14 protein-coding genes are annotated in these 14,816 nt (G+C 67.6%); all 14 read right to left on the minus strand.

The features are described 5' to 3' along the window. Positions 1 to 431, minus strand: a 431-nt coding sequence (locus tag ASE20_RS19540) for an acetyl-coenzyme A synthetase N-terminal domain-containing protein (RefSeq protein ID WP_318655585.1), incomplete at its 3' end; no start/stop codon positions are given. 23 nt (positions 432 to 454) lie between these two features. Then, positions 455 to 1,162 (minus strand): enoyl-CoA hydratase-related protein, encoded by a 708-nt coding sequence (locus ASE20_RS19545; protein WP_157538706.1) that lies wholly within the window; start codon positions 1,160 to 1,162, stop codon positions 455 to 457. Then, on the minus strand, positions 1,159 to 1,791 hold the full coding sequence (locus tag ASE20_RS19550; RefSeq protein ID WP_162261052.1) for an enoyl-CoA hydratase/isomerase family protein: 633 nt from the start codon (positions 1,789 to 1,791) through the stop codon (positions 1,159 to 1,161). Before ASE20_RS19550 ends, ASE20_RS19545 begins: the two co-directional genes overlap by 4 nt. Before the next feature lie 173 nt (positions 1,792 to 1,964). Beyond that, on the minus strand, positions 1,965 to 3,395 hold the full coding sequence (locus tag ASE20_RS19555; RefSeq protein WP_056896219.1) for an aldehyde dehydrogenase family protein: 1,431 nt from the start codon (positions 3,393 to 3,395) through the stop codon (positions 1,965 to 1,967). A 47-nt stretch (positions 3,396 to 3,442) separates the two neighbouring features. Next, on the minus strand, positions 3,443 to 4,174 hold the full coding sequence (locus tag ASE20_RS19560; protein WP_056896220.1) for a glutathione S-transferase family protein: 732 nt from the start codon (positions 4,172 to 4,174) through the stop codon (positions 3,443 to 3,445). An 8-nt stretch (positions 4,175 to 4,182) separates the two neighbouring features. Then, positions 4,183 to 4,905, minus strand: a complete 723-nt coding sequence (locus tag ASE20_RS19565) for a glutathione S-transferase family protein (RefSeq protein WP_056896221.1) — start codon at positions 4,903 to 4,905, stop codon at positions 4,183 to 4,185. Positions 4,906 to 4,951: 46 nt separating this feature from the next. After that, positions 4,952 to 5,650, minus strand: coding sequence for an SDR family oxidoreductase (locus tag ASE20_RS19570; RefSeq protein ID WP_056896222.1), 699 nt, complete (start codon positions 5,648 to 5,650; stop codon positions 4,952 to 4,954). A 3-nt stretch (positions 5,651 to 5,653) separates the two neighbouring features. Then, complete coding sequence (locus ASE20_RS19575) at positions 5,654 to 6,898, minus strand: CaiB/BaiF CoA transferase family protein (RefSeq protein WP_056896223.1); 1,245 nt, start codon at positions 6,896 to 6,898, stop codon at positions 5,654 to 5,656. Between the two features lie 92 nt (positions 6,899 to 6,990). Next, on the minus strand, positions 6,991 to 7,548 hold the full coding sequence (locus tag ASE20_RS19580; protein ID WP_056896224.1) for a MarR family winged helix-turn-helix transcriptional regulator: 558 nt from the start codon (positions 7,546 to 7,548) through the stop codon (positions 6,991 to 6,993). Between the two features lie 57 nt (positions 7,549 to 7,605). Continuing rightward, positions 7,606 to 8,748, minus strand: coding sequence for a peptidyl-prolyl cis-trans isomerase (locus ASE20_RS19585; RefSeq protein ID WP_056896225.1), 1,143 nt, complete (start codon positions 8,746 to 8,748; stop codon positions 7,606 to 7,608). Continuing rightward, positions 8,748 to 10,970 (minus strand): MMPL family transporter, encoded by a 2,223-nt coding sequence (locus ASE20_RS19590; protein WP_056896226.1) that lies wholly within the window; start codon positions 10,968 to 10,970, stop codon positions 8,748 to 8,750. Before ASE20_RS19590 ends, ASE20_RS19585 begins: the two co-directional genes overlap by 1 nt. Continuing rightward, complete coding sequence (locus tag ASE20_RS19595) at positions 10,967 to 12,268, minus strand: MlaD family protein (RefSeq protein ID WP_056896227.1); 1,302 nt, start codon at positions 12,266 to 12,268, stop codon at positions 10,967 to 10,969. The genes ASE20_RS19590 and ASE20_RS19595 overlap by 4 nt, the downstream gene beginning before the upstream one ends. After that, entirely contained in the window at positions 12,268 to 13,503 is a 1,236-nt protein-coding gene (locus ASE20_RS19600) for an MlaD family protein (RefSeq protein ID WP_056896228.1), read from the minus strand. The genes ASE20_RS19595 and ASE20_RS19600 overlap by 1 nt, the downstream gene beginning before the upstream one ends. Beyond that, positions 13,500 to 14,750 (minus strand): MlaD family protein, encoded by a 1,251-nt coding sequence (locus ASE20_RS19605; protein WP_162261053.1) that lies wholly within the window; start codon positions 14,748 to 14,750, stop codon positions 13,500 to 13,502. The genes ASE20_RS19600 and ASE20_RS19605 overlap by 4 nt, the downstream gene beginning before the upstream one ends. Positions 14,751 to 14,816: the final 66 nt, after the last annotated feature.

The following is a 14,816-nucleotide window of genomic DNA, read 5'->3' on the forward strand; positions in this document are numbered from 1 at the left end:
CCGACGCCGAGGTCGGTCAGCGCGTTGGCGGCCTTCGAGACCTCGTCCTTGAGTTCGGCGTAGGTGATGTCCCTCGTGTCGACCACCCCGTCGTGAACGGGCTCGCCGACCCAGTGCAGGGCGACCTTGTCGCCGCGGCCGGCCTCGACGTGGCGGTCGACGCAGTTGTAGGCCGCGTTGAGCGTCCCGCCCACGAACCACTTCGCGAACGGTGCGTTCGACCAGTCCAGCACCTGGTCCCACTTCGTGGCCCAGGTCAGCCGCTCGGCCTGGGTGGCCCAGAAGCCCTCGCGGTCGGCCCTCGCTGCGTCGTAGGCGTCGGCCTTGACGTTCGCGTTCGCGGCGAGCTCGGCCGGCGGCTCGAAGCGCCGGTCCTCCTGAAGGAGGTTGGCCAAGGTCTGCTCGGTCCGGGAGAGAGCAGTGTCGTTCACTGACAACCTTTCGAGGTTGGGTTTCAACGATTCGAGGAGCCCGCGCCCATGGCACGTTCAAGCTCCCTCGTGGCAGCGCCCGCGAGCTTGACCTTGGCTCCGACGAGGTCGCCGATCGGAAGTCTGGTCAGCATCGCCGCCTGCCCCAGGGCAAGGTCCGTGACCTGCGCGCTCGGTACGACGTCCGCGACAATGCCCCACTCCACGGCCTCGCGAGCAGTGAAGTCGCGCCCACTGAGCGCGAGCTCGCGGCCACGCTCGACGCCGACGACGCGCTCGAGGGCTTCGCGGAGCCGTTGGTCTGGACGTTCGCCCATCGAGCACGTCGCCACGTTGAGCGAGGCATCGTCGGCCATCACCCTGAGGTCACACGCCAGAGCCAGGGCAAGGCCCTCGCCGGCGCAGCGACCTCGCACTGCTGCGATCACCGGCTGCGGCACCGCTGCCAGCGCATGAACCACCTGCGCGGTCTGCGCCTCGAGCTCGCGGCTGCCCATCACCAGGTCTGCCGCCATCCGCGCGGCGTACTCATCAAGGTCCCGGCCACGACAGAAGTCGTCGCCGTCTCCCCTGAGCACGACGGCAAGAACCGTGCGGTCCACCGCGACAGCAGCAAGCGAGAGCATCAGCTGCGCCCGGGCGGCGCCATCGAGGTCGGACGGGGAAGCGGATCGATTGATGGTGATCGTCGCGACTGAGCCGCCGACGGAGGTCACAACCTGTGCGCTCATCGTGCGCCCCCACGCATCGACGGGGTGGCCGGAACGGGCCACACGCTCCGGAGTGACCCCCGTCGACGCGAGGCCAGCGCGCCACGGGAGGGCGACGCAGGCCGTTCGGGTGCGGCACTAGCCGCTTCTTGGGCGAATCCGAGCACATCGGAGGTCGGCACGATGCGTGCGTTGACTCCCCACTCCACCAGTGCGCGCGGTTCGACGGCGCCCAGGCCCAGCAGCCGCTGGGCCGCGTCCGTCCCGACCTCCTCGACAAGAAGGTCACGCGCGGCGCCACGCTTCCCCGCACCCGGCGTCGGGCACAGGATCGCATCGGCAGCGACGAACCTGAGGTCACAGGCAAGCGCCAGCGCTAGTCCCGCGCCGATGCAGGCGCGCTGCACTGCAGCCACCATGGGAAGCGGGTGGCGTCGTACGACGTCGATCAGCAGCTCGACCTCGAGAAGGTCGTCGCGACCGGCTGCGAAAACGTCGCCGACGCCGGTGATCACGACGGCCTTGGCATCGGTCTCGGCCGCGATCTCGAGAAGCAGGCCCGCAAGTTCGACAGCGAGCTCCGGTCCGAGCACTCCACGATGCCCTGCCCAGTTCATCACCACCGTGACCACGCCGGAGTCGCGGATCACGACGAAGTTGCCGTTGTTCGATCTCATGTCCGCCTCCGTTCGTCGGCTGTCGGTCGCGTGAAGAATCAGGGTGCTTCGCGATCGGCAAGGAAAGTGGGAAAGACACATGCCCGGCACCGACCCGATCGGGTCAGCGGTAGATCGGGCCGGGCACGCGTCCGTTCAGGGGTGTGTCAACGCTTGAGGTTGATCACGCGGATGTTGGTGTAGGCGAGCAGGCCGTACTTCGAGCCCTCCACACCAACGCCCGACTCCTTGATCCCGCCGAACGGGATCGACGCCGTGACGACCGGGTGCTGGTTGATCCAGACCGACCCGGCCTCGAGCCGATCGGCCACCTCGACGGCGCCGTCGGGGTCCGAGGTCCACACGGAGGCACCGAGGCCGAAGGAGGTGCTGTTGGCGCGCTCAATGGCGTCGTCGAGGTCGGTGTAGGTCAGGATCGGCAGGATGGGGCCGAAGGGCTCCTCGTCCACCAGGGCGACGCCTTCCGACACGTTGCGAACCAGGGTGAACGGGAACCAGTAGCCGGGTCCCTCGGGCACCTCGCCCTCGAAGAAGAAGTCAGCACCGTTGGCACGCGCGTCGGCAGCGAGACGCTGGACGTGCGCGAGCTGCGCCGCGTTCTGCATCGGGCCCGCCACCACTCCCTCCTGGGTGCCCGGACCGACGACGACCTTGGCAGCCTCGGCGGCCATGACCTGGCTGTACTCCTCGAGCTTGGACTCGGGGACGTAGAGGCGCTTCAGCGCCGCGCAGACCTGGCCCGTGTTGGAGAAGGCGGCCCAGAAGAGGTCCTTGCCGATGACCTGCGGGTCGGCGTCTTCGAGCACGATGCCGGCGTCGTTGCCGCCCGCCTCCAGCGTGACCCGCTTCAGAGTGTCCGCGGCCGCCTTCATGATGGCCTTGCCCGTCGGGACCGAGCCGGTGAAGGCGATCTTGTCGATGTCCGCGTGGGTCGTGAACGCCCTTCCGAGCTCGTCGCCACCGGCCAGCACCTGGAAGACGCCGGCGGGAAGGGCGTCCTGGAGCAGCTCGCCGAGGCGCAGCGTCGCGACCGGGGTGTACGGCGACGGCTTGAGGATCATGACGTTGCCGGCGACCAGGGCCGGCACGAGCTTGAACATCGCGGCGAGTACCGGGTAGTTCCAGGCGGTGATCGCACCGACGACGCCGATCGGCTCGTGACGCACCTCGGCGCGACCGGTCTCGTCGTCCTTAATGACCTCCGGCTCCAGCTCGATCGAGCCGAAGTACTCGACCTGGCGCAGGGAGGCCATGATCTCGCCCTTGGCGTTGCCAAGGGGCTTGCCCTGCTCGCGCATGACCAGCTCGGCCAGCTCGTCGATGTTGGCCTTGACGACCTCACCGACCTTGCGGATGGCGTCCTGGCGCTCGGTCAGCGACAGCTTGCCCCAGGTCTTGAAGGCCGCACGCGCCGCAACAACGGCCTCGTCGAGCTGTTCGACGCTCGCGGACGGCACCTCGATGAACGGCTCCCCCGTCGACGGGTCGACGACCGCGATCGAGTCGGGCGAGGAAACAGTGGTGCCGTTGATGGTCAGCTGGGGCACCTTGTAGCCCGTAGCGGGAGCGGAGGTCATGGGACGCCTTTCACAGTGGATCGTGGACATGGTTCACCGAACCGGGGTCATGCCGACGCCGTCGACGGCGTCGGAGCGGGAGTGGGCGCGACTCCGAAGAGCCGCTGGTACTGCTCGGTCGACAGGCCGGTCGGCATGCCGGAGTTCGCGGGCCGCTCGGCGACCTTCGCCTTGGCAGATGGGCGGCTCGAGATGCGTTGGGACCAAGCCTCGAGCGCGGGGTAGTCAGCGAGGGCAACGCCATACGCCTTGAGTACCCGAGTCCAGGGGAAACAGGCGAGGTCGGCGATCGAGAGCTCGCTCCCCACGAGGAACTCGCGACCGTCGGACAGCTGTCGGTCGAGCACCTCGCAGGTCCGCTTGGTCTCGTTGACGAAGCGGGCCGTGCTGTACTCGTCGTCGACGCCTGCATCGGGTGCGTACGTCGTGAAGTGCGCCGCGTTGCCCGCGGCGGGCCCCTGGTTGGCCACCTGCCAGTACACCCAGCAGGTGGCCTCCCAACGGTCGGCCGGCCCCTCGGGGAGGAGCCGTCCGGTCTTCTCAGCGAGGTACTGCAGGATCGCGCCCGACTCGAAGATCCTCACCGGCTTTCCACCGGGACCGTCGTGGTCGACGATGGCCGGGATCTTCGCGTTGGGATTGACCCTCAGGAACTCCTCGCGGAACTGCTCGCCCTCCTTCACCGCGACCCAGTGCACGTCGTACGGGAGGCCGAGCTCCTCGAGCGCCATGTGGATCTTGCGCCCGTTCGGCGTGAGGTCGTAGTAGAGGTCGATCATGGTTGTCCTCAGATTCCGAAGCGGTCCCGCATGCGGTTCTCGTACGCGACGAGACCGGTCTTGCTGCGGGCGTAGTCACGGCCGGCCCAGTCCCAGGGAGTGGGGTCGGTGATCTGCCGCAGCGTGGAGTACACGGTGGCGTCGTACGACGTCGCCTGGTCGCCCAGCAGGAACTGCTTGTCGCCGATGAAGGCCTCGATGGCGTCGAGGTCCTCCTTCAGCGAGGCGAGGACGTCCTCGTCGGGACGCTTGCCGGTGCCCTGCTTGTCCTGCTGGTCGGCGATGCGGTCGCGGAGCGCGTAGAGGAACTCCCGCACCGGCGGCGGCGGGTTGTCCGTGCCGACCATGAACGGGATGTACTTCTCGAACTCGGCGGGGTAACGCCAGCGCGGCTGGATGATGCCGGTCCAGTAGGTGTACTCCTCGACCATCCGCTGGAAGGCCAGGCCCTGGGCGTGCTCGGCGGGGCTCAGCGAAGCGTCGAGCTTGTCGCCGTACTTGTCCTTGAGGTACTGGATGATCCGGGTCGAGTCGTGGACCTGCGTGCCGTCCTCGTCCACGATCCGCGGCAGTTTCGCGGTCGGCGAGTCCTTGTGCAGCGTCGTCGGGTCCTGCTGCACGAAGGTGAACGGGATCTCCGCCATCGTCATGTAGTTGGTGACCTTGGTGACGAAGGGGCTGACACAGGCCAGACCCCACGCCGGGCCGTAGCCGTAGAGGGTGATCGTCATTGCTCGTACTCCTTGGAAGCGAAGAGGTGGGAGGGGTGGTTCCAGATCACCAGGGGAGGATGTCGCCGTTGGCGTGCTGGAACTTGCCGCCGGTTTCGACGGTCAGGGAGTCGAGCACGGAGATCAGGTTCGATGCCGACTGCTCAGGCGTGACCAGGATGCTGGCAGCCCGCTCGCGGTCCTCGGGCGTCATGGCGTCGAGGAGACCAGTGTTGACCATGCCCGGGTGGAGGGCCTGGACGGCGACGCCGCCCTTCGAGAGGTCGTGGTGCAGGTTGAGAGCGACCATGTTCGCGGCGGCCTTCGAGATCCGGTAGGCATAGTCGCCCCCGGACGTGTTGTCGTTGAGTGAGCCGACGCGGCTGGTCAGGATGCCGACCTTCGCCCCCTCGACGAGGAACCCGCGCAGGGCACGGATGACGCGCAGCGGTCCGATCGTGTTGATCTCGAACTGCTTGCGGACGTCGTCGTAGTCGACGGTCTCGATGTCGTCCAGGAACATCACGCCGGCGACGTGGAACAGCTGGTCGATCTCCACGCCGTCGCTCTCGAGCCGCTTCGCGAGCCGCGCGACGTCGTCCTCCGACGTGACGTTCACTCCAGACTCGACCGCGATGCCCGCAGCGACGAGGTCACTGCCGTCGCCCATGGTGACGGCGAGGACGTCGTTGCCCGCGGCGTGCAGCTGCTGCGCGATGGAGTGAGCGATTCCGCGGTCAGCTCCGATGATGACTTTGGTGGGCATGTTTCAAGCTCCCTGGGTGATCACGTGGGTTTCGTCGTCCGAGGCGGGCACTTCGCCCGTCTCGTTTCCGACCACGCCCTCGGCGAGGAGGCGGTCGATGGTGCTGGTGTCGAAGCCGGCCTCGGCCAGGACCTCGACGCTGTGCTGTCCGAGACCGGGCGCCCCGACGGGCGTCGCCACGGGCGTGTGGGAGAACCGGGCGGCCACTCGCGCCTGCCGGAGCCGGCCGGCGATCGGGTGGTCGGTCTCGATGATCGTCCCCGAGGCGATCACCTGCGGGTCCTCGATGACCTCGAACCGTCGGAGGGCCGGGGCGCAGGGCACGTCGTGCTCGGTGAGCAGCTCCAGCCACTCCTTGCCGGGCCGTTCGAGCAGGATCTTCTGGATCTCGGCCAGGCGCTCGTTGACGTTGGCGTCGCGCTTGGCCGGGGTGTCGAACCGCTCGTCCTCGAGCAGGTCGGGGCGCTCGGCTGCCTTGCAGAACGCGGTCCACTCCTTGTTGCTCATGGTCGACACCGTGATGTAGCCGTCGGCGGTCTCGTAGATGAGGTCGATGAAGCTCGCGGCCTTCTCGGGGGTGACGGGCTTGTCGACGAAGGTGTAGGCGTTCATGTCGCTGGCCCACATGAAGGCGAGCACGCTGTCGAGCATCGAGAGCCGGACGTGCTGGCCTTCGCCGGTGGTGGCGCGCGCGACCAGGGCGGAGCAGACCGCCTGCGCGCCCGTGATGGCGGTCAGCTTGTCAGGGAGAACCGTGCGGATCAGCCGCGGACGGTCCTCGTCCGAGCCGGCCTGGATGGTCGTGAGGCCCGAGACCGCCTGGACGATCGGGTCGTAGGCACGACGCTCGGAGTACGGGCCGCCCTCGCCGAAACCGCTGATCGACAGGTAGACGAGCTTCGGGTTGATCGCGATCAGGTCGTCGAAGGAGATGCCGAGCCGCTCGACCACGCCGGGGCGGAAGTTCTGGACCAGGACGTCGGCGCGACGGACCAGGTCGAACAGGACCTTCTTGCCGTCCTCGGACTTCAGGTCGAGGGTCAGCGATCGCTTGGATCGGTTGACGTTGAGGAACATCGATGCGAGCCCGCCGGAGCGGTTCGGCAGCGATCGGACGTGGTCGCCGGTGCGCGGCGGCTCGACCTTGATGACCTCGGCGCCCTGGTCTCCCAGGATGGAGGCGGCCCAGGGGCCGGACAGCATCGCGGAGAGATCCAGGACGCGGATGCCAGTCAGTGGACCGGTCATTCTTACCTCACTGGGGTGTGACGTCGATTACAAGCATCACCTTAGCGAGATAACTTCTTAGGAGTCAACTACTTTCTACAAAGAGAAAGGAGTCAGTCTGCGCGTACTGCCCCAGAGGGCTCGAAGTGCAGCAGGAACTTCCTCAGGAGGCCGCGCAGCTGCTCGGTCTCATCCGCGTCGAAGATCTCGCCCAGGAGGTCGTTCTCGTTGTGCACGACGTCATGGAAGACCGAGTCGATGAGCTTCATTCCCTCGGGCGTGAGCTGGACATCGACCCGTCGACGGTCGTTGACGTCCAGGTGACGACTGATCAGTCCCGCCCGCTCGAGCTTGTCGAGGCGCTGCGAGACGCCGCCGGAAGTGATCAGCGAATGCTTCGTCAGCTGACCGGCCGACTGTCGGTAGGGCTCTCCAGCGCGTCGCAGCATCGCAAGGATGTCGATGGTCGCGCGATCGGTGTCCCAGTCGGACAACCGGTCGTTCCGCACACGGTCGAGGTATCGGCCCACGCGCCACACGCGCGTGACGACCCCGATCGAGCTCACGTCAATGTCGGGGCGCTCTCGCCGCCAGTCAGCCTCCACCGCGTCCACTCCATCCACTCCCGCCCCCGCGCGCCGAACCGGCGCCTTCTTCACCCGATTGCTCATAGCGCTAAGAATCTCACATCGCAGTACTTTTTGGTGACATGTCGTCGACCGAGTTGCTCAGGGCTGCGCGCCCTGCACATCTGTGGGGAGCGACGTTGGCGAGTCCGGTCGGTAGTCCGCGTTGTAGCGGACGTCGGCGTCGTCGAGGAGGTCCTCGAGGAACGCCCGCCACTCAGCGACGGCACCTTCTGTGACCAGCGAGCGCTTGAGCTTGACCTGGACGTCTGCGTAGACCGCCGGAGCACCCGGCGTTACCTTCTCGACACGCCCTACATGCCATCCGGTCGACGTCTTGACAGGACCGAACAAGGCTCCCGAAGGAACGGCGAACGCAGCCTTTCCGTAGGCGTCGTCCAGCTCGGCTTGGGAGGCGACGCCGAGGCGTCCGCCTTCTGCACTGGTGGCGCTGTCGATGCTGTAGGTCCGGGCGACGGAGCCGAACGGCTGACCCTTGCGGAGCAGCCCGAGGACGGCCTGGGCGTCGGATCGGGTCTCGACCACGATGTTCAGCAGGCTCCGGCGCTCCGGCGTGGCCAACGATTCCTCGCGATCGTCGAACGCGTCGGCCACGTCCTCGTCGGTGACCTCGACGTCAGCAGTGACGTCATCGAACAGATGGGCGACGACAGCTTGTTGGTGCAGCTCGTCGCGCACCTGGGCCTCATTCGCGCCCATCACACCGAGAGCCTCGACGAACGCGCGTTGCCCACCATCCGGGTAGCGGTCCTTGATGAGCTTGGCCAGGATCGTGTCGACCTGCTTGTCCGTCACCACGATGTCGCGGTCCGCTGCCGCTTTCTCGATCAGCACCGAAACAACGGCAGACTTCGCTGCGTCCCGACGGAAGGTGTCGAGGGCCTTCCCTCCGCTCGGCTGGTCGAGGCCATAGAGAGCCTTCAGGGCATCGATGCGCTGGTCGAGCTCCTTCACGGTGATCGTCGTGTCTCCGACCTCCGCCACCGTGCCGGCAGGAAGGGCGCGATCGCGGATCAGGAAGGCCGTACCAGCAGCCAAGGAAAGAGCAACCACCACGGCGAGCGCGAGGCTCGCCCGCGGGCGGCCCCCCAGCCGTTCTCGCAGTGAGGCAAGAGCCCCCCGGACGGTGACGGTCTCAGCCGAGTCTCCGTTCGGACCGCCTGCAGGAACGACGTCAGTGGTGTCGTCCTCGATCGTGGGCTCGTCGACCAGGTTGTCGGGCATCAGCGGACTCCTGCCAGTTGGGGCCGGGACGTGGTCTGGCTCGTGCCCCGGGTGGAACGCGGAACAGTGAGTGACACGGCGTAGCCAGCGACGAGTGCCAGACCCACGGCAGCGACGAGCGTCGCGCTGAACTGGCGGAGCAGGTCGAGGTGCGACACCGACAGTGCGGAGTAGCCCGCCGCGGAAACGGCCGCCGCGACGATCACCGACCGGGCCAGGCTCCTGTCCCCCGATCGCCGTGCCTCAGACAGCATCACAGCGAACTCGCACCCGACCGCGGCAGTGAGGGACCCGAGCGCGATCGTGATCGGATTCAGGGCCACTCCGAGAAGCGTGGCCGCCAGCAACCCCCAACCAGTGGCAAGCAGGGCCGCAGACACCGCGCGCGCGGCATCGCGTCGGCGACGCAAGCAGGCTGCCAGCACCAGTCCGGCAGCGGCGATGCCCGCCAGGTTGGACCAGTGCCGGTCGCGCACCAGGACGTCGTAGCCCTCAGCGGCAAGCACGGGTATGCCGGCTATCCGGACATCGAAGCCATCTGGTGGAGACGCCGTCATCGAGCGGAGCGACGCGATCGTCTCCTGCTGCGTCGCAAGGTCGTCGAGGTCCGCACCGAGCGCGATGACGGCACGGTCCTGGCTGACGGTGACCGCGGCGCCCGTGACGTACGCAGGAAGCAGCCGCATCGCAGCGTCGATCTGGGATTGGCTGGGGTGGTCGCCCAAGAAGCCCAGCAGCTGACCGGGGCTGACGACCGACTGGATTGTGTCGCCGTGTGTTCGCAGGATCTCTTCCTCGCTCGAGCGCAGCCAGGCGAGCGCCTCAGGCGAGAGCACGTCGTCCCCCTCGAGCACCACGTCCAGCTCACCGGCGAACCCGAGTCGATCCTGCACAGTCACCGCGTCGTCGTACCCGCGAGCTCCCGATAGGAGCGTCTCGGGCGAGGTCTCCACGCTCACCGAGCCCAGGGCGAGCCAACCCAGCACAGCGGGAGCTCCGAGCAGTGCCGCGAAACCGGCGACCGCCGTCACGGAGATCCGTCGGGTCGCAAGTGCCGTCGCTTCCCTCGTCGGCGCTGGGTTCTCGCCACCACCGCGATAGAGGAGGGTCGACAGGCCCGTCGTGACGCCGATGCCGATGACCATGGCAAGTCCGAGGTCTTGCACGAACTGCACGGGCGAGAGGAGCAGGCACGCAAAGGCAGCAGCAGCCGCCGCTGCGACGGCGACGACAGTTCGTCGGTGTCCGCGCTGCGCGAGGTAGACCGGGTAGTAGCTGCCGATGCCGAGCATCAGCGGCAGGAAGAGAACGGCGCCGAGGGACAGTGGGGTTCCCCGCCAGCCGAACCACGCGAGCGTCGCCGCCACGGCGGCAAGCATGGGCACCAGCGGCACCAGCCGTTGCAGTGTGTTGCGGCGCCAACGCGACAGGATCAGAGCGCCGGCAACCAACGCGACCGCGGCTCCACCGACCAAAGGAAGCTCCGACCTCACCTGGTCGGCGAGGTTGGCGCTGAGGACGGGGACGCCGGTGATGGTCGTTCGATCGGGCTTGACCGTGGTGTCGTCCTTCACGACACCGCGGACGTCGTCGACCAGGTTCTTCAGGCCGGCCTGGTCCAGCCCAGACCGTGGCCGGACCAAGATCGCCACGGCGTGGGCGTCCGGCACGAACTGTCGCCAACGTGCGCGTGGCTCACCGGCAGCGTCGTAGACGACGGTTCGGACGAAATCGTCGTTGCGCAGGGTCGGTAGCCCTGCCGGCATGCCTTGCACGAGGAGCGCACCGTAGCGACGCTCGAAGCGCGCGAGGTCGTCTGCGCGATCGGCCTCCTTGAGTCCGTCCCGACGGCCGCTGATCGTCGCGAGCAGGTTCTGGACCTGGATAGCGGTCTGGTTCAGCGTGGTGGCCGGACCGTAGGCGACTGCCACATTGCGCAGCCCGGACAGTCTCCCTTCGAGCGCCAGCAGTCCGGCGAGCCGCTCCCCTGCGAGCAGGCCGTTCGCGTCATCACTCTCAAGGAGGACCACGATCGGGTCGCCACCGAAGCTGTCGGCGACGTCGCGCAGGTCCCGGGCGGCCTGTCCATCCTCGGGCAGGAAGGCCGAGTAGTCGGTGCTGACAGTGAGGCGGGCGATGCCGCCCACCGTCAGCGCGACGAGACCCAGGCCCATTGCCGCGAGTACGACCCTGGCCATCCACGACCTGCGCGTCGGGCTCATTCCGGGAGTTCCTCGATCCTGGGATAGGTGCCGTTGAACGGCCCCGGGTTGAGGGCACCGCCGGGTGCGGGGTACGAGTTTCGCTTGTCCAGAACGCCGACGTGGGTCTTGAACGGCAGTCCCTTCAGCGACGTCTCGTTGAACACCATGAACACCCGCAGGTAGTGACCGTTCGCGTCCGAGTTGGCCATCATCGCGGCCCAGTTGGTGAAGAAGGCGGTGAGGTCCTTCTTGTAGGGCGCGACGTAGGCGAGAACCGGGTTGACGTCGGCGAGCGCTACTCGCGCCTCGGGGACGATGCTGCTGACATCGGACCCGAAGTCATCGACACGGCTCAGGGTTGCCGGCGCGCGGTCGAGCGCCACGTCCAGGGACGGCAGGAGGCCCTTGACGTCGGCAGTCACCGACGGGAGGTTTCGCAGCGCCGTGGTGAGACCCGGCGACGCCGTGCGGAGGTCCTTGGCAATGGGAGCCAGCGAGGTCGCCAACGTGGTCAGGTCTCCGGAAGCCTCACGGGCGGAGTCCACGAGTCCGGGGAGCTGACGGACCGTGGCCTCGAGGTTCTTGTGGTTCGCCGCGGTCGCGGTCGTCAACTGGTCGGCTGACTCGACCAGATCGACGATCTCACCCTGCCGGTGGTCGAGGCTGCGCAGCACCACACCGAGCGAGCGCGTCATGTCGTCGAGGTCCTTCGACTGGTCGGCGAGGGCATCGAGGACGTCGTAGCCCTGGTCGCCCAGGTCCCCAAGGCCGTTCATGAGCGCGGCGACATCCTCCTCGGTGCCCTTGGTCCCCTTGCCCAGGGCACGAAGCGTGCGGCCGAGCGAGGCTCGGGTCGGTGCGTCGAGGCTGGTCAGGACGTCGTGCAGCTGGACCGGCTCTGCCACCGATTCCTCGGGCAGGTGGTCGCCATTGGCGAGCACCTCACCCTTGCCGTCGATGACCTCGAGGTAGGTCTCCTCCACCATCGACTTCGCGCGGAGGTGGACGCTCGCACCCTCGTGCAGCGGGATCACGTCGTCGTCGTCGAACTGGAGCGTCACCATGGCGACGCTGTCCTTGACGTCGATGCCGCGGACCTTGCCGACTGCGACGCCCGCGACGCGGACATCGGAGTCGAACACGACGTTGTCGCCGTCCTTGATCGGCACCACGACTCGGTAGCCGTCACTAGTGAGCGCGGGAATCGAACCACCCATGTTGACCCACAGGTATCCGAAGATCAGCGCACAGGCGGAGACGAAACCAACCAGGACCCCGAGCCGGAGGCGTGGCTCGAGCGCGTGAGGGATGCGCATCAGTTGACCTTTCCGATCACGAAGGGCAGCGACTCGGGGCTGACCTGGGCCTGGCCGCGGAGGATGCCGCCGTTGGCGTCACCGAGGCTGAAGATGGATGTGGTGTTGTAGACGAAGGCAGCCAGGTCGTCGCGGTAGTCGACGATCGTCTTCGTCAGGTAGCCGAGTCGGCCCGTCACGACCGACGCCTCGGAGAGCGCCGCGTCGTACCGGGGCACGACCGGCCGGAGGTCGTCGAGGACCGGACGCGCCTGGCGCACCACGGGAGTGGCGATCTTCGCCGTCTCGTCGAGGTTTTCAGCCAGTTCCGCGAGCCGCGACAGTGCGGTCGGCAGCGAGTCGGAGGCCCCCTTGACAGCGTCGAGCGTCGGGTCGAGCTGCTGGCTCAGCGACGTCACGTTGCGCGTGGCTCCCTTGAGCTCCGACACGAATCCGGGCAGTGTCGCGAGTGCCTGCGTCAGCTCGTCGTCCCGGGTGCTGATCACGCTCAAGGTGTCCGCGAGCGAGTTCGTGATCCTCGCGAGCCGCGCCTCGTCACCACCCGTGGCGGAGGCGACCTGCGAGAGTGCCGTGACGAGGAGACGAATCTGCTTGCGGCGACCGTCCAGAGCGTTGACGACGGGCTTGAGGTCGGCGAGCACCTGGTCGGTCGCGTCAAGACCCGGCCCGAGGTGCTTCGGCGAGTTCGCCAGCGCGACGTCGCTCTCCTGGAGCAGCGAGGCAAGCCCGGAGCGTGCGTCCTCGTCGAGGTTCTGCACGACCCTGTCGACCTGAACCGGGTTCTCGGTCTGGTCGACCGAGACGAGGTCCCCGTCATCGAGCTTGCCGGCGTCCGGGCTGCCCTCGCTCATCTCGACGTACATGTCGTTGAGGGGGGTCTTGGCACGAAGGACCAGTTGGGTGTCCTTGTAGACCGTGTGTCCCGGTTCGAGGGAGAGCGTCAGCCGCGCCAGGCCTTCCTTGGTGACCTCGGCCTCGGTGATCGAGCCGACAGTCACGCCGGCGATGCGTACCTCCTGGCCGTTGCTCGGGCTGATGCCCGGGGTCTCGGTGAAGTCAGCCTGGAAGACGAACTTGTCCTGCCAAGGCCAGTCGTAGCGCTGGTTGATCAGCACGACGCTGGTGGTCACGGTGCCGAGGACGAACAGCAGGACGAGAGCGGTGACGTCCCTGCCCAGGCCGGGGACGGTCTTGGTCCGCTCCCAGGCGCGCTTCATCTTGCTCGTGGTGGTCATGGACGGCTCCCATCGGGCCGGAGAAGCTTGCGGAAGAGGTCTTCGAAGCTGATCGGAAGACCGGTGACGGTCCCAGGGCCAGCACCGGGCTGGAAGTGCAGCGTCGGGCCGTTGCGGTCGGTCATGTTGCCGGAGGCACTGCCACCCGCTGCCATGTATCCGAGCTCCTGGTAGAAGGGCGTGTCGTTCCCGTTGCCCTCGTAGAGCGAGCCCTCAGGACCGTGCCAGGGCGACAGGACCATGTCCGTGATCGGGCCGGTGACCCTCTCCAGCGGCTTGCCGTCGAGGTCGCCGAGGACCTCGGTCGCCCGGACAGACGTCTGCAGCAGGTCCTGCACGACCGGACGAAGATCGTTCAGAGTGGGCACCAGCTCGTTCATCAGCGGGCGGGCCGAGCGCAGCGCCGGTTCGAGACTCGCCAGCGCACCGTCGAGTTCCCGGACGGTCGGACGTGCCGACTCCGACACCTCCCGAACGCTCGTGAGGGTGCCATCGAGTGCATCGAGCCCCTCTCGGGCGGTGCGCAGGCTGTCGGGCAGGTCAGCGACCGCATCGCGCAGCGCCGGACCGTTGCGCCCGATCACATCCGCCGTGCCGTCCAGTCCGGCCAGGGCCTTGTCCAGATCACCCCGGTTCTTCGTCAGCGCACGTGCCGTCGCCTCCAGGCCCGACACCAGCGCGCCGAGGTCCTTCTCAGGGCGCTCGCCGCGGAGGGCTCGGAGCACTCCGTCTGCACCGTCCAGCGAGTTCGGTGCATGCTGGAGGAGTTCCTTGATCTCCTTGCGCGTCGGCGCGTCGAGCGCCTGGCGGGAGTTGGCAATCGTGCCGCGCATGCTCGTGCGCACGTCCGGCTGAAGTGCCTCGAGGACACGGTCGAGCTCCACCGGGACGCTGGTCTGCGCCAGGGGGATCGTGCCCTTGAAGCGGGCCGGGTCCCCGCCGGGCTTCAGCTCGACGTAGTAGTTGCCGCCCAACAGGGTCGACGGACGGATCGCGGCCGAAGGCGAGGCACCCAGTTTGGCCGACGTACCGGAGTCGAGGTCCATCGTGACCTTCGCGCCGTCACCGTCGGGCTCGACGCTGGTGACGACTCCGACCGCGATGCCGGACACCTTGACCTTGGTGACGAACGGGCGCAGACGGTAGTCGCCGGCGAACTGCGCGCTGACCGTCTCCATGCCCGGGGTGAGGTAGGTCGAGAGCTTCTGCTTCTGGAAGAGGGACACGCCCAGCACCGACACCAGCACGATGGCGATGACGCCGATGCGTACCGGGTTGGCACGCTCGAGGCGGGCCAGGATTCTGGTCACCAT

This window comes from Nocardioides sp. Root240, from assembly GCF_001428825.1.
GTDB lineage: Bacteria > Actinomycetota > Actinomycetes > Propionibacteriales > Nocardioidaceae > Nocardioides.

What these genes read in the sequence shown, in the direction of transcription:
- ASE20_RS19595 (WP_056896227.1), bottom strand. Translation starts at nt 12,268, where the DNA reads ATGCGCATCCCTCACGCGCTCGAGCCACGCCTCCGGCTCGGGGTCCTG.
- ASE20_RS19570 (WP_056896222.1), bottom strand. Translation starts at nt 5,650, where the DNA reads ATGCCCACCAAAGTCATCATCGGAGCTGACCGCGGAATCGCTCACTCC.
- ASE20_RS19560 (WP_056896220.1), bottom strand. Translation starts at nt 4,174, where the DNA reads ATGATCGACCTCTACTACGACCTCACGCCGAACGGGCGCAAGATCCAC.
- ASE20_RS19575 (WP_056896223.1), bottom strand. Translation starts at nt 6,898, where the DNA reads ATGACCGGTCCACTGACTGGCATCCGCGTCCTGGATCTCTCCGCGATG.
- ASE20_RS19590 (WP_056896226.1), bottom strand. Translation starts at nt 10,970, where the DNA reads ATGAGCCCGACGCGCAGGTCGTGGATGGCCAGGGTCGTACTCGCGGCA.
- ASE20_RS19585 (WP_056896225.1), bottom strand. Translation starts at nt 8,748, where the DNA reads ATGCCCGACAACCTGGTCGACGAGCCCACGATCGAGGACGACACCACT.
- ASE20_RS19545 (WP_157538706.1), bottom strand. Translation starts at nt 1,162, where the DNA reads ATGAGCGCACAGGTTGTGACCTCCGTCGGCGGCTCAGTCGCGACGATC.
- ASE20_RS19600 (WP_056896228.1), bottom strand. Translation starts at nt 13,503, where the DNA reads ATGACCACCACGAGCAAGATGAAGCGCGCCTGGGAGCGGACCAAGACC.
- ASE20_RS19555 (WP_056896219.1), bottom strand. Translation starts at nt 3,395, where the DNA reads ATGACCTCCGCTCCCGCTACGGGCTACAAGGTGCCCCAGCTGACCATC.
- ASE20_RS19580 (WP_056896224.1), bottom strand. Translation starts at nt 7,548, where the DNA reads ATGAGCAATCGGGTGAAGAAGGCGCCGGTTCGGCGCGCGGGGGCGGGA.
- ASE20_RS19565 (WP_056896221.1), bottom strand. Translation starts at nt 4,905, where the DNA reads ATGACGATCACCCTCTACGGCTACGGCCCGGCGTGGGGTCTGGCCTGT.